This window comes from Streptomyces nitrosporeus (genome assembly GCF_008704555.1).
GTDB lineage: Bacteria > Actinomycetota > Actinomycetes > Streptomycetales > Streptomycetaceae > Streptomyces > Streptomyces nitrosporeus.
Window position 1 is genome coordinate 2,204,386 of record NZ_CP023702.1, and the last position, 18,357, is coordinate 2,222,742.

Below are 18,357 nucleotides of genomic sequence, written 5' to 3' on the forward strand. Positions count from 1 at the left end.
CGCTCGGCCGAGCACACCGGTCACCGCGAACCCGGTCGTGCCGGCCACGAAGGCGCTCGCGCCGCGGACGGCCGGGGCCCGGATCCCCCGCGTCCCGGCGGGGGCGGGGAGCCGCCCCCCGTGTCCGGTCCCCGTCCCCCGTGCCCGGCCCCCGTCCCCGTTTCTCCGCAGGGCGGCTCCTGCGCGTCATGCGCCGTCGTCCCGGCGCCCGTGCGGGGCAGCGCACCAGGGCGGCCCGCGGGTTGCCGCGGCCGGCCGGCCCGCGTCGCGGGGTACCGCGCGGGACGGTGCCCGGCGGGCCGCTCCTCAGATCGCGGTGGCCCCGCCGTCCACCGGAACGGCGGAGCCGGTCACGAAGGAGGCGCGGTCACTGCACAGCCACAGCGCGGCCTCGGCCACCTCGGAGGGCGCCGCCATCCGCTTCTGCACGGTGTCGGCGAGGAACCGCTCCTCCAGTTCCGCGTGCCGGCTCAGCACCCCTTCCATCATCTCGGTGCGGGTGGCCCCCACGATCAGCGCGTTGACCCGGATCCCGGCGGTGCCGTAGTCGGCCGCCGCCGCCCTGGTCAGGCCGAGCACGGCGTGCTTGGCCGCCACGTACGCGGCGCCGGCCCCGGTGGCGCGGGTGGCGGCCACGCTGGCGGTGTTGACGATGGATCCCCCCGATGTGCCGCGCAGCATCACGGCTATCTGGTGGCGCATGCAGTTCCACACGCCCCCCACGTTCACGTCCATGGTCTGCCGGAAGACCTGGTCGTCGATCTCGTGCATCGGGACGCCCGCGGTGGCGTAACCGGCGTTGTTGAGGGCGCAGTCCAGCCCGCCGTACGTCTCGACGGCGGCTTCGACCGCCTCCCGCATCCGGCCGGAGTCCGTCACGTCGCCCTCGACGGCCAGCGCCCGGCCTCCGGAGTCCTCGATCCTGCCCGCCAGCGCGCGCAGCCGCTCGCCGCGGCGCGCGACCAGGACGAGCGCCGCCCCCGCGTCGGCGAAGACATGGGCGGCGGCTTCCCCGATACCGCTCGACGCCCCGGTGATCATGGCCACTCGGCCGGACAGCGCTCTCTGTTCGCTCATGGCTCTTCTCCCGGATTCTCGGAGGGTGTTCAGGTTCGAGAGTGTCGCACCGGCGGCCGGCTCCGGGGCGGGCGCACGGCCGCCCCGGACGGTGCCGTGCCCGTCCCGGCGCACCGGGACGCGCCGGCGGGGCCTTGGGGCTGTCCGGTCCCGGTCGAGCGGGACGGCCGCCGCGTCTTCGGAGCGGCGGTGGCCGCACGGTCCGGGTCCGGCGGCTGACGTCCTCTCACACCGAAGGGCGGTCCCGCCCGCGGATCCGCGGCGGGACCGCCCGGGGCGGCGGCGCCGGTCAGGCGGTGCGGGCCCGGCGGTGGGCGCGGATGATGTCCGCGTACCGGTGTCCGCTCGTCTTCACGGTCCGCTTCTGCGTCGCGTAGTCCACGTGGACGAGGCCGAAGCGCTTGTCGTAGCCGTAGGCCCACTCGAAGTTGTCGAGCAGGGACCAGGCGTAGTACCCGGCGAGGGGGACGCCCTTGCGGACGGCGCGGGCGCAGGCGGCCAGGTGGTCCTCCAGGTAGCGGGTGCGGTCGGGGTCGTGGACCTCGCCGCCGGGGCCCGGGGTGTCCGGGAAGGCCGAGCCGTTCTCCGTGACGTAGAGGTTCTGCACCCCGTATTCCTCGGTGAGGCGCAGCAGGAGGGCCTCCAGGCCCGTGGCGTCGACCTGCCAGTCCATGCCGGTGCGGGGCACGTCGGGCAGGCGTACCTCGCGGGCGTGCGGGACGGGGCCGGCCGGGTCGTCGGCGACGGTGACCGGGAAGTAGTAGTTGAGGCCGTGCCAGTCCAGGGGGGTGGCGATGGTCTCCAGGTCCCCGGGCCGCTCGGGCAGTGCGACGCCGTACAGCTCGCGCATGTCGGCGGGGAAGCCGCGGCCGTACACCGGGTCGAGCCACCAGCGGTTGGTGTGGCCGTCCATGCGGGTGGCGGCGGCGGTGTCCTCGGGGCGGGTGGAGGCGGCCTCGACGGTGGAGTGGTTGGTGACCAGGCCGACCTGGGCGCCGGGGACCGCGGCACGGACGGCCTGCGCGGCCAGGCCGTGGCCGAGCAGCAGGTGGTAGGAGGCGCGCACGGCGGCGGTGAGGTCGCTCAGGCCGGGGGCCATGCGGCCTTCCAGGTGGCCGATCCACCCGGAGCAGAGCGGTTCGTTGAGCGTGGCCCAGCGGGTGACGCGGTCGCCGAGGCGTCCGGCCGCCACGGAGGCGTAGGCGGCGAGGTGTTCGGCGGTGTCGCGGACCGTCCAGCCGCCCCGGTCCTGGAGGGCCTGGGGCAGGTCCCAGTGGTAGAGGGTGATGTTGGGCGTGATGCCCGCGTCGAGGAGGCCGTCCACCAGGCGGTCGTAGAAGTCCAGGCCCGGGGCGTTGACGGGTCCGTCGCCGCCGGGGACGATCCTCGGCCAGGCGAGGGACATGCGGTAGGAGCCGACGCCCAGGCGGGACATGAGCGCGATGTCCTCGGGCCACCGGTGGTAGTGGTCGCAGGCCACGTCGCCGTGATCGCCGTTGTCGGTCTTCCCCGGGGTGTGGGAGAAGGTGTCCCAGATCGACGGCGAGCGGCCGTCCTCGGTGGCGGCTCCCTCGATCTGGTACGCCGCCGTGGCGGTGCCCCAGACGAAGTCGCGGGGGAAGGCGGCGAGGTCCATGGGTTCGGACACTGTTTTCCTCACAGGTCTGTTCAGCGGGCGGGGGCGGGGCGGGCCGGGACGCCCTGGTGCGGCCGGCTACTTGACGGCACCGGCGGTGAGCCCGGTGACGAGATAGCGCTGGAGGAGCAGGAACCCCGCGACGACGGGCACGCTGACCACGAGGGAGGCCGCCATGATCTGGTTCCAGTACACGTCGTTCTGGGTGGAGTAGCCCTGGAGGCCGACGGCCAGGGTGCGGGTGGCGTCGTTGGTCATGACGGAGGCGAACAGGACCTCGCCCCAGGCGGTCATGAAGGCGTAGACGGCGACGGCGACGATGCCGGGGACCGCCGCGGGCACGATGACCCGGAACAGCGCGCCGAGCGGGCCGCAGCCGTCCACCTCGGCCGCCTCGTCCAGGTCCCTGGGCACCGAGTCGAAGTAGCCGATCAGCATCCAGATGGAGAACGGCAGCGAGAAGGTCAGATAGGTCAGGATGAGGCCGCCGCGCGAGCCGAACAGGGCGATCCCGGTGGCGTTGCCGATGTTGACGTAGATGAGGAACAGCGGCAGCAGGAAGAGGATGCCGGGGAACATCTGCGTGGAGAGCACGGTCACCGTGAAGACGCGCTTGCCGCGGAAGCTGTAGCGGCTGACGGCGTAGGCGGCGAACACCGCGATCACCACGGAGCACACCGTGGCGGCCCCGGCGACGATCAGCGAGTTCACGAAGTAGTCGGCGAGCGGGACGGTGTCCCAGATGTCGATGTACGGGCGGATCGTCAGGCCCGACGGGATCCACCGGAACTTCCCCGTCACGTCCTCCAGCGGTTTCAGCGAGCTGGTGACCATGACGAACACGGGGAGGAGCACGAAGACCGTGAGCAGGGCCAGGAAGATCCGCCGGGCCCACAGGAAGGAGGCCGGGGGCGCCATCGGGGAGCGGGCCGGCCGCCGGATGTCAGTGGCCATCGGTGGCCTTCTTTCCTCGGGACGTGAACAGGAGGTAGAGGCCCGTCACCACGAGCAGGAACAGCAGCAGCAGGACCGACATGGCGGAGCCGGTGCCGAAGTTCCAGGTCTGGAAGGAGGACTGGTAGATGTGGATGGAGACCAGGTCCGCGGACGCCGGTGCGGCCTTGCCGAACAGGACGAAGGGGGTGTTGAAGTCGTTGAAGGTCCACAGGAACAGCACGAGGACGAGCACCTGGTTGACGGGGCGCAGCGACGGCAGTGTGATGCGGCGGATCTGCTGCCAGGTGCCGGCGCCGTCCAGCGCGGCCGCCTCGTAGATGTCCCGGGGGATGTTCTGGAGGCCGGCCATCATGATGAGGAAGGCGAATGGCCAGCCCTTCCACACGGACACGACGAGCAGGGTCACGAAGGCGTTGTCGCCCAGCAGCCAGAAGGGCGGGCTGTCTGTGAGGCCCAGCTGGTCGTGGAGGACGTGGTTGATGATCCCGTTGTCCCGCTGGAACATGAACGCCCAGGTGATGACGGCGGCGTACACGGGCAGTGCGTACGGGACGAGGAAGAGGGTGCGCAGGAAGCCCCGGCCCCGGAACGTCTCCTGCATGAAGACGGCGGCGGCGGTGCCGAGCAGCCAGCACAGGCCGACCGACGCCACGGTGAACAGGCAGGTGGTGGCGAAGGACGCCAGCAGGGCTTCGCCGGCCGGCGCGTCGAAGTCGACGGAGACCGCGTAGTTGTCGAGACCGGCCCAGGGTGAGGCGGTCCAGTCGCGGAGGTAGAACTGGGTGAGTTCCCGGAAGCTGACGACGATGCCGATGAGCATCGGCACGAGGTGGACCAGCAGTTCGAGGACGAGGGCGGGGAGCAGGAACAGGTAGGGCAGGCCGATACGGCGCAGCCGCCCGGAACGGCGCCTGCGGGGTGCCGTTCCGGGGAGGTTCCCGCCTGCTGTCCGCTTGCCCGTGCCGGGGTCGGCGGTGATGGTCATGGCGGTGTGGGTGCTCACTTCCGGGGCATCTGCTGCTGGGCCTTGTCGAGCTTCGCCCTGACGGAAGCGGTCGTCACCTCGCGGCCGGCGGCGGCGTCCGCGAAGAGTTCCTTGACCGCGGTGCCGACGAGGGTCTCGAACTGCGACTCCTCGGGGACCTGCGGCAGTGCGGCGGCGCTGGTGGTGAGGGCCTCGCGCAGCGGTGCGAGGGCGAAGGTGCCGAACGCGTCGTCGTCCTGGGCGGCCTTGACGGGCGGGATGGAGCCGTAGGTCCGGTTGAGGAGGACCTGCTCCTCGTCGCTGGTCATGAACTTGACGAACTTCTTGGCGCCGTCGATGTTCTTGCTGTTCCTGAAGACGGCCAGGTTGATGCCGGCGACCATGGAGTTGACGCCGGTGCCCGCGCCCGGTGCGCCGGACAGGACGGGCGCGGGCGCGACGCCCCACTCGTCGTCCTTCATCCCCTGGCTCTTGAAGGTGGCGGCGGCTGTCTGCCACAGCACCATGGCCGTCCTGTCCTTGGCGAAGTCGCTGAGGGACTGGTTCTGCGCGTACTCGGCGTTGCCGGGTGCGACGATCTTGTCCTCGGCCATCAGGTCGACGTACTGCTTGACCGCCGCGACGACGCCGTCGGCGGTGAAGTCGGCCTTGCCGTCGGCGGTGAAGAAGTCCGCGCCGTGCTGCTTGGCGAGCACGAAGACCTGGTGGATGTTGTTGGAGAGGTTGGATCCCTCGGCCCCGAGCGCCCACTTGCCGTCCTTGGACAGCTTCTTCCCGGCCGCGACGAGTTCGTCCCAGGTGGTGGGCGGCTGCTCGATGCCCGCCTCGGCGAACATCTTCTTGTTGTAGTAGAGCGCGTAGGCCATGGAGTACAGCGGGACCGCGGCGGGGTCCTGGCCCTCGGCCCCGGTGGAGCCGAGCGCGGACTCGACGAAGCGGTCCCTGCCGCCGATCGCGTCGAAGTTCTTCTCGTCCCACGGCAGCAGGGCGCCGCCGGCCTGGAGGGAGGCGCTCCAGGTGTTGCCGATGTTCAGGACGTCGGGGCCCTGGCCCGAGGTGGTGGCGGTGAGGATGCGGTTGAGCAGGTCGCCCCAGGGCACCACCTCCAGCTTCACCTTGATGCCGGTCCGCTTCTCGAACTTGTCGAGCTCCGGCTGGAGGACCTTCTTGTCCACCTCCAGGCTGGCGCCCTGGTTCGAGGCCCAGTAGGTGAGCGTCTTCGGCTGCGCGTCGGACCCGCCCGCGCCCGGCGTGCCGCCGCCGCAGGCGGCCGCGCCGAGGACGAGTGACAGGGTGACGGCGCCGACGGCCGCGGCTCTGGTCTTGCGCATGGGTCCGCGAGTCCCTTTCGAAGGAGGCCGGAAGCCGGGGAGGAGGGGGCGGCACCTTCACCCGCCCCTGAATGCCTCGGCTTAATTTAGGGTGTGAGTTAAACGTCGGAAGAAGGTCGCGTCAAGAGGGGCCGCGCCGGTATGTTGCGTGGAGGACCTAAGGAAGAGGGTGTTCGGTGAGGGCGACTGGTGGCCGCACGGTGCGTGACCTGCGGCGGGAGAACCGCACCGCGGTATTGCAACGGTTGTATTTCGACGGCCCCCTGAGCCGCTTCTCGCTCGGGCCGGCCACCGGGCTGAGCTCGGGGTCCGTCAGCAACGTGGTGGCGGACCTGGTCGCCGAGGGCCTGGTGGAGGAGGCGGGCAGCGTGGACTCCGCCGGCGGCCGGCCCCGTACGCTCCTGCGCATCCGCCAGGACAGCGCCTGCATGATCGGTGTCGACGTCGGCGAGACCCGGGTCCGGGTCGAGCTCTTCGACCTCGACCTCACCGAACTCGCCCGGGTGGAGAAGCCGCTCGCCGTCGACGGCCCCCGGAGGGTGGACCGTTACGACGTCGCCGTCGTGGTCGGCCATGTACGCGACGGCATCGAGGAGGTCATCCGGGAGGCGGGCGTGGACCCCGGGCGGCTGCTCGGGGTCGGTGTCGGGGTGCCCGGCATCGTGGCCAGGCCCCCGGAGGGCGGCGCGGTGGTGCACGGGCAGACGATCGGCTGGGACGCCGTGCCCCTGGAGGAGCTGCTGCGCGCGTCCGTGCCGCTGCCGCCCTCGGTGCCGTACTTCATCGACAACGGGGCCAAGACGCTCGGCCAGGCGGAGATGTGGTTCGGCGCCGGGCGCGGGGCGAGCAGTGCCGTCGTGGTGCTCTTCGGCTCCGGGGTCGGCGCGTGCGTCGTCAGCGACGACCTGCGCTCGGGCCGGGCCGTCGAGTGGGGCCATCTGACGGTACGGGTCCGGGGGCGCCGCTGCCGCTGCGGGTCCCAGGGCTGCCTGGAGGCGTACGCGGGAGCGGAGGCGCTCCTGGAGCGCTGGCGCGAGGCGGGCGGCAGCCCCGCGGCCGGCGCGGACGAGGAGACCGCCCTGACCTCGATGCTCGCCGCCGCCTACCCGGCCGGCCCCGGGGCGGAGGCCGACGCGACCGCGCTCGCCGTCCTGGAGGAGACGGCCGAGTACCTGGGGGCCGGGTTCGCCGACCTGATCAACCTCTTCCAGCCCGAGCGGATCCTCGTGGGAGGGTGGGCCGGCCTCCAGCTCGGCAACCGGTTCCTCGACAGCGTCCGGACGTACGCCACTTCCTACGCCCTCTCCTACCCGGCCTCCCACGTGCGCATCGGACTGGGCACACTCGGGCCGGACGCCGTCACGGTCGGCGCGGCGATCCTGCCGCTCGCCGACTTCTTCGCCCACGGGGGCCACCGGGAGCCGGCCGGGGCCGGTGAGGCGGCGGCGCCGGCGTGGAAGGCGTCACTGCGGGAGCGGACGGCCCAGTAGGAGCGTCGTGGTGCCTCTCCCCCTCCGCCCCGCCGCCCGGGGAAGGGGCGGGCGCGGGCCCGGCCCGCTCAGGTCAGGTCAGGTCAGGTCAGGTCAGGCCGACTCGCGCACGACGAGTTCGGGCTCGAAGACCAGATGGGCGGGGCCGTGCGGGGGGCCCTTCAGCTGGTCCGCCAGCAGCTCCCCCATCGCGGCGGCCATCTTCTCGACCGGCTGGCGCACCGTGGTCAGCGAAGGGCGGCAGGCCGTCGCGACGGTGGAGTCGTCGAACCCCACCACGGCCGTGTCCTCGGGGACGCGCCGTCCCCGCTCGCGCAGGATCCGGCAGGCCCCCTGGGCCATCAGGTCGTTGGCCGCGAAGACGCCGTCCACCCCGGGGTGCTCCTCCAGGAGGCGCGTCATCGCCGCGGCACCGCCGTCGTGGGTGAAGTCGCCCTCCGCCACCGGTACGGGGCCCCGCCCGGCGCGGCCGAGGGCGTCGCGGAAGCCGGCGAGTCTGTCGCGGCCGGCGGGGAGGTCCCGCGGCGCGCCGATCACCGCCAGGTGCCGGCATCCCCGGGCCAGCAGGTGCTCGGCGGCCAGCCGTCCGCCCCGGCGGTGGTCCATGTCCACGTAGCTCACCGGCAGCGGCTGCGCCGGGCGGGCGAACAGGACGAGCGGGACCCGGGCGGCGAGGAGCATCCGCGGCAGCGGGTCGTCGGCCTGGACGGAGACGACGAGGGCCCCGTCCGCGCTCCCCCGGCGCAGGTAGTCCACCACCTGCGTCCTGGCCGCGTCCGACTCGGCGAACATCAGCACCGGGTGGATGGCACGCCCGCGCAGGCAGGTCACGGCGCCGCTGACGATCCGGCCGAAGAACGGGTCGGCGAACACCCGGGCGGCGAAGGCGTCCCCCGCGCCGGAGACGAGCAGGGCCACGGTCTCGGCGCGCCGTGTCACCAGGGACCTCGCCGCTCCGTTCGGGGTGTACCCGGTGCTGCGGATGGCCCGGCGGACCAGGTCCTGGATGCCGGGGTCCACGTTGCGGATCCCGTTCACGACGCGCGAGACCGTCGCCCGGGAAACACCCGCTTCCCGGGCGACGTCCTCCAGCGTCGGCCCCCGTCTGTCCATCCCGGCACTGTAACGCGCCGGCCCCCCGCCCCCGGCACGCCGCGGTGCCGGGGGCGGGGGGGCGGAAGCCGGGTCAGGGCAGCCGGTACTCCGCGTTCAGGACCGCCCCGCGTCCGGGGTTGTTCTCGTCGTAGCCGCGCGGGTCGCACTGGAGGCCGCCCACGATGCAGTGGTCGACCATGGCCTTCAGCGTGCGCTCCTCCCACGCGTTGAAGAAGTCGTAGTGGAAGGAGTAGCCGCGGCCGCTGGCCAGGCGGACCCGGCTCATGTCGCCGTTGACCGGGAAGGCCATCTTGAACTCGATCATCGGCAGGGCGACCGGGTGGGAGGCCGGGCACATGTTGTCGTTGGTGCCGGGCTTGACCACCGGGTAGGCCATGTGGCTCTGGTGGCCGGGGGTGTCGAGGTACTTTCCGTCCCAGCAACTGGGGGCCTGGAAACGGATGTTGAGCTGCACGTCGGGCCGGTCCGGGCAGCTCGCCGGGATGTCGGTGTTGAAGAAGCTGTCACCGCATTCCCAGCCCTCGACGAAGCCCTTGTGGGCGCGGAACTCCTGGGCGCTCTGCATCGGGCTGCCGACGACGAACCGCAGCCCCCTGGGGAACGGCCGGACGCTGGTGTAGTCGGTGACCCCGGCCTTGTAGTAGATGACCTGCGGCCCCACCGGGAGGACCTTCTCGTCCCCGTCGTACAGGGACGGCATCCAGTACGCGGACGCGTCGGCCGGTGCCTTGCAGGTGGTGTTCCCGCCGTAGAGGCTCGCCGTCGTGCTGGCGGCGTCCGTCGTGGTGTTGCCCATGAACGTGTGGTCGTGGGACTTCCCGGGCTGCCCCGGGTAGACGATCGGGTCGTCCGGTGCGGTGTGGCTGACGGAGCAGTTGGCCTGGAACTCGTGGAAGTAGCGCGGGGGCGGGGTGGCGGTGGACGGGGTCACACCGGTGACCTGCGGGACCGCGGGGATGTAGCCGTCGCCGTCCGGGTCGTCGCCCGACGCCCGGGTGGACACGGCCGTGCTGTGTCCCGTGTGGCCGGTGGCGGCCGGGCCGGCTCCGCCCGTGTCCGCGGCGGAGGCGAGGGTGCCGAACCCGAGGACACCGGCGACGAGGGCTGTACCGAGGAGGAGTGCGGGGAGTCGTTTCGGACTCGGTCTCATGGGGGCTCCTGCCCGTGGGGTGGTCGCGCGCACGCGGGAGCGCCACGCGCCGTGGAAGGGGAGGGGGTCGTTCCGGTCCGTGCGGTGGTGCGGAGGCGGCGGGGCCCCGGGCCCCGCCGCCCGTTCATGGGGTTCCGCGTCGTCAGCCGTAGACGCCGAACTCGTGGAGGGAGTAGCCCCAGCCGGTGCCCCGGGCCGTCAGCTGGAGGCGGACGTGGCGGGCGGTGGCCGTCACGTCGACGGTGTCGACGTCCCCGTCGCCCGTGGTGGTGGTGTGGACGGTCCGCCAGGTGTTCCCGTCGTCGGACACCCGCACCTCGTAGGACCTGGCGTAGGCGGGGTCCCAGACGAGTTGCAGGGTGCGGATGGACCTGGCCTGGCCGAGGTCCACCTGGATCCACTGGGGGTCGCTCCAGTCGCTGGCCCAGCGGGTGCCGGTGTCGCCGTCGGTGGCGCGGGAGGCGGGGCAGGGGCAGTCGCCGTAGGAGGCCTGGGCGGAGGAGGCGGTGGTGGGCCTGTTCAGGGCGAGGTTCGTGCCGGTGACGGGCGGGGCGACGACCTTGACGGACCGGGTCTCGATACCGGCATTGCCGTGGCCGTCCTCGGCCTGGACGTAGACCTTCCAGACGCCGAGCTTCTCGGGTGCGGTGACGGCGAAGGTGCCGTCGCCGGTGGAGCGCCACCGCGCCTCGACGAGGCGCTTGTCGCCGTTGGCGTAGTTCCCGCTGAGGTAGATCCTGGGCGTGATCCGGTCGCCGTCGGGGTCGCGGATGCCGGCGCGGACGGTGAACTCGCGGCCGGCCGGGGCCGCAGAGGCCGGGGTGACCGTCATGCCGGTGATGACGGGCGGGGTGTTGTCGCCCGCGGTGGAGCCGGAGTACGCCTTCTTGAGCGCGTAGTACGACAGCCGCTTCAGCCCGTCGGGCACCAGGTTGAACCAGATGCCGCCGAAGTCGTGCTCGGTGCCGTAGTGGAAGAAGGTGGCGCCGAGCGCGACGCCCCGGTGGCCGGTGACGCAGTCCCACGCCTTGGTGTAGCCCTCGGCCTTCTGGACGTCGGTCGGCTCGTCGGGGACGCCGTTGGGGTCGTCGGGGACCTCCCACTCACCGGCGGGGCCGCCCTCGGTGATGAGGTAGGGCTTGTCGTAGCCGCCGTCGGTCCAGTCCTGGCGCACGCCGCAGATGTCGCCGTAGGAGTTCATCGAGTACAGGTCGAGGTCGGGGGCGTTGCGCTTGTAGTACGGCCAGGCGCCGGTCCAGGCGTCCGTGGAGGTGACGGGGTGGTCGGGGTCGATGGAGTGGATCTTCTTGGCGACGTCGTTGACGAAGGCCGTGTACGCGTTGCGCTGCGCCTCCAGTTCGGTGCCGCTGTAGCAGTTCTGGAGGCCGAGGACGGACTCGTTGCCGACGTTCCACATGAGCGTGGCCGGGTGGGACCTGTAGGCGTCGGCCCACTTGGCGAACTCGGTGAGCATGGTGCTCTTGTACGCGGTGTCCGTCACGTAGTTCACGCAGCCGCCGGAGCCGGGGCCGCCGCCGGGCTGGAGCCAGAAGCCGTTGACGACTTTCAGCCCCTGGGCGGCCGCGGCGTCGAGGAGCGGCCCGGTGGAGCCGTCGGTGCCCCAGGTGCGGATGGTGTTGGCGCCCATGGATTTCACGTCGGGGAGGTACGTGGGGGCGTCGGCGACGGACGGGCCCCAGGTGAGGCCTTTGACCGTGTACGGCTGGCCGCCGACGGTCAGCTGCCAGTCGCCCTGCGAGCCGGTCACCTCGACCGCGCCGCCCGGCGGAGGGTTGTTCCCGCCGTCGGTGCCGTAGACCTGGAACTCCCACAGGGAGTAGCCGTAACCGCCGGCGCGTGCGAGGCCCTGCATGCGGACGTACCGGCCCGAGCCGGAGACGGCGAGGTCGTCCGTGCCGCCGTCGCCGCCCGTCACGGTCTTCAGGGTCCGCCAGTCGGTGCCGTTGTCGGACGCCTGGATCTCGTAGTCCTTGCCGTAGGCGCTCTCCCAGGTCAGGACGGTGCGGCTCAGGTTCTTGACCGCGCCGAGGTCGACCTGGATCCATTCGGCGTCCTGCCACCGGCTCGCCCACCGGGTACCGGTGAGGTCGCCGTCGACGGCTGCGCCCGCGGTGAACGCCTCGCCCTCCTGGGAGGAGGCGGTGGCCTTCCGGCCCTGGGAGAGGAGCGTCTCCGCGGCCTGTGCCCGCGGGGACAGGCTCAGGGCCAGCGAGGACGCCAGGAGGGCGCCGAGTGCCACGAGGGACGTTCCGTGGCGCCCGCGGGGGCGGGCGGGGGCGGAGGGGGGACTGGTCACATGTGCTCCTGGCTGCTTCGTGGCGCCGGTCGCGCGGGGACCGGGCCCTCTCGGGCCGGCTCGCGTACGGCGTCTTCGGTGGAGGGAGGTGCGCGGCGCCGCCGCGCGGGCCCTTCCGGGCCGGGCCGCGGGGGCACGGGCCGCCCGGCCCGGAAGGCGATCGGGGTCCTCACCGCCGCGCGGCGGCCCGTACGGCGGTGAGGACCGGGCGCCTCAGGGGAAGGAGACGACGGTGGACGGCACGGTCGAGGTGCCGGCGGGGGCGGTGGACGCCCCGGTGTCGTTGATGACGTGGTTGTAGTGGCCCATACCGCCGAGGGACACCACCAGGAGGCTGTGGAACCTCACCCCCGGCTTGACGGGTGCCTTGAAGCCGTGGTCCTGGACGATGGCCGGGTTCACGTTGTAGTTGCAGTAGCTGCCGAGCCCCCACGCCTCGTGGGTGTCCACCGAGTCGTCGACGCGGTAGGCGGCGTACCCCTTCGTCGCGCCGTTCTGGATGGCCGCCTGGTCGGGGGCGTCGTACGCCTTCTCGTTCTGGTAGAAGACCGTGCGGCCGCGCTCGCCGTACCACTCGACGTCGTACTTGTTGAAGTGCTCGACGAACAGGCCGGTGGCGAGCACGTCGTCGCCGTTGACGCGGACCCCGTAGTCGGCGCGGTTGGTCTCCCAGCCCCAGCCCTCGCCGTGGTCGGCGCGCCACACCCAGGTGTGGTCGATGAGGGTGTCGTCGCTGTTCACGACCATGCTGGTGGTGGCCTTGCCCGCGCCGGCGCCGCCGATGCGGATGTACACGTCCTGCACGGTGGTGGGGTTGGCGGCGTGGTCCGCGCCGGCGTCCTGCGGGCCGATCTCCAGCAGTGTCCTGGAGTTGACCGGTCCGGCGTCGATCAGGAATCCGGCGAGCCGGACGCCGTCGACGTCCGCGACCCTCATCGCGGTGACGCCGTTGTCCGGGATGACCGTGGCGAGGCCGAGGCCGAGCACGATGGTGTTCGCGCGGTTCACCTCGATGGTCCGGTCGACGTGGTAGACGCCCGGGGTGAACAGCAGGTTCAGGCCCTGGGCCAGCGCCTGGTTGATGGTGGCGGCGGTGGCGCCGGGCTTGACCACGTAGAACCGGTCGAGCGGGACGGACTCGCCCTGCGGGGTGCCGCCGGCCCAGCTGGTGCCGCGGGCGTTCACGCGCTTGGCGGGCGCGAACACCTTGTAGGTGTCCCCGTCCAGGTAGAGGTAGGGCTTCTCGCGGGAGACGGGGGTGGTGTCGAGCGTGGTGTAGCGGGGCTCGGGGAAGCTGGTGGCCGGTGCGCCCTGGACACCCGAGAAGGTCTGGTTCCAGACGCTGTTGGACCAGCCGCCGATGGAGCTGTCCCGGGTGTACCACTGCTGCTGCGAGTAGTTGCCGACCTGGCCGTCGATCCTGGAGTCGGCGATGTAGCCGCCGCTGGCCCAGCCGTAGCCGTTCGGCGCCAGGTTGAGGCCGCCCTTGACGTGCATGCGGCGGAAGGAGGACGCCTGGGAGACGGCCCACCGGTTGGTGCCGTTGACCGGGTTGACGGTCAGGCCCTCGGCGCCGCGCCAGAAGTTCTGGGTGGCGTTGCCGTTGAACCAGCCCGCGTCGACGGTCACGTCGCCGTTGATGGTGGTGTCGCCGGGGCGCAGCCCGAGACCGGCGATCTGGGTGTAGAAGCCGATCTGGGCGTTGAGGTTGTCGTACGTACCCGGCTTGAACAGGAAGGCATGCCGGCCCGAGCCGAACTGGGCCGACTCCTGCTCCCGGAAGACCCGGTCCAGCTTGCCCTGGATGTCCGGGGTCGAGGGGTCGATGACGTGGACGTTGGGGCCCAGGTCGCCGCCGCCCGGCAGGACCGGTCCGCCGTCGGTGCCGTACACCTGGAACTCCCAGAGGGAGTAGCCGTACCCGGTGGCCCGCGTCACGCCCTGCATCCGCACGTACCTGGCCGTGCCGGAGACCGGGAGGGTCTCGGTCCCGCCCGCGCCGTCCGCGGTCGAGTAGGCCGTCGACCAGTTCACGCCGTCCGTCGACAGCTGGATCCGGTAGGCCTTGGCGTAGGCCGCTTCCCAGCGCAGCACCACCTGGCCGATCCCGACGGGGGCGCCGAGGTCCACCTGGAGCCACTGCGCGTCGGAGGCGGCGCTCGACCAGCGGGTGCCGAGGTCCCCGTCGACCGCGCCGGCCGCCGGGGTCCCGTAGTGCTCCTGGCTGGACGCGGTGACCGGCTTGCCCTGGGACAGGAGCGCGGGAGCGGCCTGCGCCGCGGTGCCCGGGACGACCGCCAGGAGGGAGGCGGCCAGCGCGGTGACGACGGCACCCGTGACGCCTCGGCGCAGGCGTCCGGGGGCGGGTGGCGCGAGAGAGGGCGAATTAGACAGGGGCATGCCAAATAGAGGCACGGAAATCTCCTCGGGGGGAACGGGCACACGGGAGAGCGCTCTCCCGAACCATGCCCGCCCCCTCCGGTGCGGTCAATAACTCTGACACGCCTTTTCTTCCGGCTTGACTTAAGTGGCAGCCTGTCGCGCCCGGACGCGCACCGCCCTCCCGGCACCCGCGGGAGAGCGTGCCGGGCCGGCCGTTCAGGCGCGCAGCCGCACCCCGAAGCGGGTGCGCAGGCGCCTGAGTTCCCACCAGGCCACGGCCGAGACCGAGGCGGGGCCGCAGACGACGGCGGCGATCTGCACGAGGGGCGGGCCCGGCGGCATTCCGGACAGGAGGTTGACGGCGGTCAGCTCCCACACCAGCAGACCGGTCAGCAGCGCGGGGAGCGCGGCGTGCATCTCGGAGGTGCCGAAGACGGTGCGCACGACGCTGACGGAGGCGAATCCGACGAAGAGCACCATCCACAGGGCGGGGACGAACGTCGCGAGGGTGAAGAGCGCGGGCGGGTCCGCGTCCTGGAGCTGCACCCCGATGAACACCGCGCCCATGAAGAGCAGCGGGACAGCCGTGGTCGCGCCGACGAACCACAGCGCCGAGCGCGCGGCGGGGCCGATCCCGGCCCTCATCCGGGGCCGCGCGGCCGGGGACGAGATCCGGAACAGGACCAGGATCACCACAGGGGCGGTGAGGAGCAGCAGCCAGGGTGTGATCGCCAGCCGGATCATGAACTGCTCCTGCAGCTCCTCGACGTCGGCCTCCGTGCCGTAGAGGCAGAGGATCAGCAGGGAGGCGGCCAGCGCGCACCACGCCCTGGCCTTCTGCACCCGTGTCACCTGCGGGTCCTGCACACGGCGGTGGAACGGGGGGAAGCGCCGGTGCGCCATCAGGCGCGCGGAGCGGGCCATCGGATAGCCGATCACGAACATCAGGAAGAACGGCAGGGCGCAGCACACCAGGGCGGCCAGCACGTACCAGTGGGCGCCGAGGCGCTGGAGCAGCGTGGACAGCGGGGGCCAGTCGCCGGCGCGGAACCGCTGCCACACGGAGGGGGGCGGCGGCATATAGGGGCCGTACGGCACGGGGAGCTGCGGGTACGGCACGGGAGAGGGACCGGGGTACGGCTGCGGGCCTCCCTGGTAGGGATTCGGGCCCTGGTACGGGCTGCCGCCCCGGTAGGGGTCGGGTCCCTGGTAGGGGCCGGGTCCTTGGTACGGATTGCCGCCCTGGTAGGGGCCGGGCCCCTGGTAGGGATTGCCGCCCTGGTAGGGGCCGGCTCCGGGCTGCGGCGGTACCGGTGGCACCGTGTGCCCGCCGTCCGGTTGCCGCTGCGGCCCGTACGGATTCTGTCCCCCGAAAGCCACGCCGTTCCTCTCCCGTCCCGCATCACTCGTCCGTTCCGGCCCCGATCATGCCGGATCCGCGGGGCGGGTGGACCGCCCTTCGGGAGGCCCCGCCCGCCTCCCGGTCCCGCTGTCGGACCGTGCTGATAGAACACACGGACGACCGCAGCATGGACCCACAGGAGCGATACCGTGTCATATGTGCACCACGTGCGGGCCTTTCACGGACTGCCCGTGTACACCTTCCCCCCTTGCGCGGACCCCGCGGACCTGCCCGACGCCGGCTCCGTGGCCTGGCGCCTGTCGTGCGGGCAGTACATGAGCGACGACGACGCGACGACGCGCTGGCAGCGGTTCACCGAAACGGTCGAGCTGGAGAAGGTGCGGGCCGTCGTCCTCGGCCACCCCTGGTACGGCTGGGACTGCGGCGGCGGGGACCGTTACCTCATCGACGCGCGTGAGCGGCTCACCGCGCTGGAGGCGGTCTTCCTCGGCGACCTGGAGGACGAGGAGTCGATGATCTCCACCATCGGGCTCCACGACCTCGCCCCTCTGCTGGAGGCGTTCCCCGGGCTCCGGGAGCTGGCGGTACGCGGCGGGGAGGACCTGGACTTCCCGGTGACGGGCCATCAGGAACTGCGGTCCCTGCGGGTCGAGTCCGGCGGGCTGCCTCCCGAGGCCGCCGAGCACATCGCCGCGGCCGAACTGCCCTCGCTGGAGCGGCTGGAGCTCTGGCTCGGAGACGACTGGTACGGCGGCGGCACGACCGTCGAGCAGCTCGCCCCCCTGCTGGCCGGCCAGGGCAAGCCCGCCCTGCGCCATCTGGGGCTGCAGAACAGCCCGGTGCAGGACGAGCTGGCCGCCGCGCTGGCCTCGGCCCCTGTCGTGTCCCAGCTGCGCACGCTGAAGCTGTCGATGGGCGTCCTCTCCGACACGGGTGCCGAGGCGTTGCTGCACGGGCAGCCGCTCACCGGTCTCGACGAACTCGACCTCTCCCACCACTTCCTCAGCCACGCCATGATGCTGCGGCTGTGGAAGGCGCTGGAGCCGGCCGGGGTCCGGGTGGACCTGAGCGGCCGGAGCGAGCCGGACGAGGACGACGACGAGGAGGACGGGGACGGACGCTACATCGCCGTCTCCGAGTGACCGCCCCGCGCCACCCCCGGCCGACCGTCCCCCGCGCCGTCCCCGGCCGGCCGCGCCCCCGCGCCGTCCCCGGCCGACCGCGCCCCGCGCCGTCCCCGGCCGGCCGCCGCCCGCGCCGTCCCGCCCCGGCCCGCACCGACCTCCACCGAAAGGCCACCCCGATGCCCCTGGCCCCCGCCCCCGAACACTTCGCGCCCGGGCCCCACGACCCGGACGACCTGCGCCTCGCCAGCAGGAACCTGAACGGCCACTACCCCTGGCTGGATCCTGCCGTGCCGGTGCCCTACGGCCATCTGCTGGCGGCCTCCGCGGAACTGGGCCGGAGCCCCGAAACCGTCGCGGCGCGGCTGACGGACCTCGGGTACGAGAACGTACAGCGGTGCGAGGGCCCGCTGCCGGCAGCGGTCTCCCCCGAGGACGCCGCACTGCTGAAGACGGTGACCTCGTACAGCTCCACCTGGCTGGACGTGACGGAACCGGTGTCGCTGCGGCAGACGGTCGCGTCGGCCGTACGCGAGAACCGCGGCCCCGCCGAGATCGCCCGCCGGCTGACCGCCCTGGGCTACCGCTACCGGCCGGACCACCCGCCGCTGCCCGAAACGCCCGGCCCCAGGGACGTCCTGCTCATCCGCACGGGCACGAGGGGGGACGGCGAGTGGCTGGAACAGGGCGACACGGCGCACCCGGCCCACGTCCTGAGCACGGCGGCCGAGCTGAGGTGCAGCCCGTACACCGCGGCCCGGCGCCTGCTCGCGCTCGGCATCCGGCTGCCGTACGTACCGGATCCCTCGGACGACCTCCTCCTCGGGCACACCGTGGACGCCCACGACGGGCACCACCCCTCCCGCACGGCCTCCGCCCCCGGGCACGTCCTCGCCGTCGCGCGGGAGACGGGACGCCGCCCCGGGGAGATCGCGGCCCGGCTCCGGGAGCTCGGCTGTGCCGCACCGGAGGCGGAACTCCCGGACGCCCCCGGGCCGGAGGACTTCGTCCTGCTCAGCCGGAACCTCGACGGCCACGCGCCCTGGCTGCCGGTGAACACCGTCGTCGGCCTGCGGCTGGAGCACGTGCTGCGCGCCTCCCTCGCGACGGGGCTGAGTCCGGCGGAGACCGTCGCCCGGCTGGCCGGTTTCGGCCACTGGCTGCACGAGTCGGCGCGCCTGCCCGGGAAAGCCGACGAGCGGGATGTCGCCCTGCTCGCCACCACCGACCGCTCCTACAAGGACGAGTTCCTGCCCGAACACGTGCTGCGCAGCGCGGGGCTGACGGGGCGGAGCCCGGCTGAGGTCGCCGAGCGCCTGAGGGCCCTCGGGCACCGGGTGTCCGACGCGGTGGAGTACCCGCGGGAGAAGGCGGTGCTGCGCGGCTGACCCCGGGCCCGCGCACCCCGCCCCGCACGGTGCCGCCGCCC

Annotated in this window: 13 protein-coding genes; 3 read left to right on the plus strand and 10 right to left on the minus strand. The window is 72.7% G+C overall.

Annotated features, from left to right (window positions below):
• Positions 1-306 precede the first annotated feature (306 nt).
• The 5 genes from CP967_RS09495 to CP967_RS09515 all read right to left on the minus strand — a co-directional run bounded on the left by CP967_RS09495 (position 307) and on the right by CP967_RS09515 (position 5,986).
• Positions 307-1,077, minus strand: a complete 771-nt coding sequence (locus CP967_RS09495; protein WP_150487550.1) for an SDR family NAD(P)-dependent oxidoreductase — start codon at positions 1,075-1,077, stop codon at positions 307-309.
• 289 nt (positions 1,078-1,366) lie between these two features.
• Entirely contained in the window at positions 1,367-2,713 is a 1,347-nt protein-coding gene (locus CP967_RS09500) for a GH1 family beta-glucosidase (protein ID WP_150491766.1), read from the minus strand.
• Between the two features lie 78 nt (positions 2,714-2,791).
• Positions 2,792-3,631, minus strand: coding sequence for a carbohydrate ABC transporter permease (locus CP967_RS09505; protein ID WP_150491767.1), 840 nt, complete (start codon positions 3,629-3,631; stop codon positions 2,792-2,794).
• Positions 3,632-3,656: 25 nt separating this feature from the next.
• A complete protein-coding gene (locus tag CP967_RS09510; RefSeq protein WP_150491768.1) occupies positions 3,657-4,655 on the minus strand; it encodes a carbohydrate ABC transporter permease in 999 nt (332 codons plus the stop codon).
• 14 nt (positions 4,656-4,669) lie between these two features.
• Positions 4,670-5,986 carry an ABC transporter substrate-binding protein gene (locus tag CP967_RS09515; protein ID WP_150487551.1) on the minus strand — a complete coding sequence of 439 codons (1,317 nt, stop codon included), beginning with the start codon at positions 5,984-5,986 and terminating at the stop codon, positions 4,670-4,672.
• A gap of 176 nt (positions 5,987-6,162) precedes the next feature.
• Between CP967_RS09515 and CP967_RS09520 the strand changes: the two genes are divergently transcribed.
• Positions 6,163-7,476: an ROK family protein gene (locus tag CP967_RS09520; RefSeq protein ID WP_150487552.1), complete on the plus strand. Its 1,314-nt coding sequence runs from the start codon at positions 6,163-6,165 to the stop codon at positions 7,474-7,476.
• A 93-nt stretch (positions 7,477-7,569) separates the two neighbouring features.
• Here the strand turns inward: CP967_RS09520 and CP967_RS09525 are convergent, their stop codons facing one another.
• The 5 genes from CP967_RS09525 to CP967_RS09545 form a co-directional block, all read right to left on the minus strand.
• Positions 7,570-8,589 carry a LacI family DNA-binding transcriptional regulator gene (locus tag CP967_RS09525; RefSeq protein WP_150487553.1) on the minus strand — a complete coding sequence of 340 codons (1,020 nt, stop codon included), beginning with the start codon at positions 8,587-8,589 and terminating at the stop codon, positions 7,570-7,572.
• Positions 8,590-8,662: 73 nt separating this feature from the next.
• Positions 8,663-9,742, minus strand: coding sequence for a DUF1996 domain-containing protein (locus tag CP967_RS09530; RefSeq protein ID WP_150487554.1), 1,080 nt, complete (start codon positions 9,740-9,742; stop codon positions 8,663-8,665).
• Positions 9,743-9,884: 142 nt separating this feature from the next.
• Positions 9,885-12,059, minus strand: a complete 2,175-nt coding sequence (locus CP967_RS09535; RefSeq protein ID WP_229888193.1) for a discoidin domain-containing protein — start codon at positions 12,057-12,059, stop codon at positions 9,885-9,887.
• A 213-nt stretch (positions 12,060-12,272) separates the two neighbouring features.
• Complete coding sequence (locus tag CP967_RS09540) at positions 12,273-14,459, minus strand: discoidin domain-containing protein (protein ID WP_150487555.1); 2,187 nt, start codon at positions 14,457-14,459, stop codon at positions 12,273-12,275.
• Positions 14,460-14,657: 198 nt separating this feature from the next.
• Positions 14,658-15,821, minus strand: coding sequence for a proline-rich domain-containing protein (locus tag CP967_RS09545; RefSeq protein ID WP_229888192.1), 1,164 nt, complete (start codon positions 15,819-15,821; stop codon positions 14,658-14,660).
• A 213-nt stretch (positions 15,822-16,034) separates the two neighbouring features.
• On the opposite strand from CP967_RS09545, the gene CP967_RS09550 reads away from it, so the two are divergent.
• Positions 16,035-16,946, plus strand: coding sequence for an STM4015 family protein (locus CP967_RS09550; RefSeq protein WP_229888191.1), 912 nt, complete (start codon positions 16,035-16,037; stop codon positions 16,944-16,946).
• Positions 16,947-17,107: 161 nt separating this feature from the next.
• Complete coding sequence (locus tag CP967_RS09555) at positions 17,108-18,316, plus strand: wHTH domain-containing protein (protein ID WP_150487557.1); 1,209 nt, start codon at positions 17,108-17,110, stop codon at positions 18,314-18,316.
• Positions 18,317-18,357 lie beyond the last annotated feature (41 nt).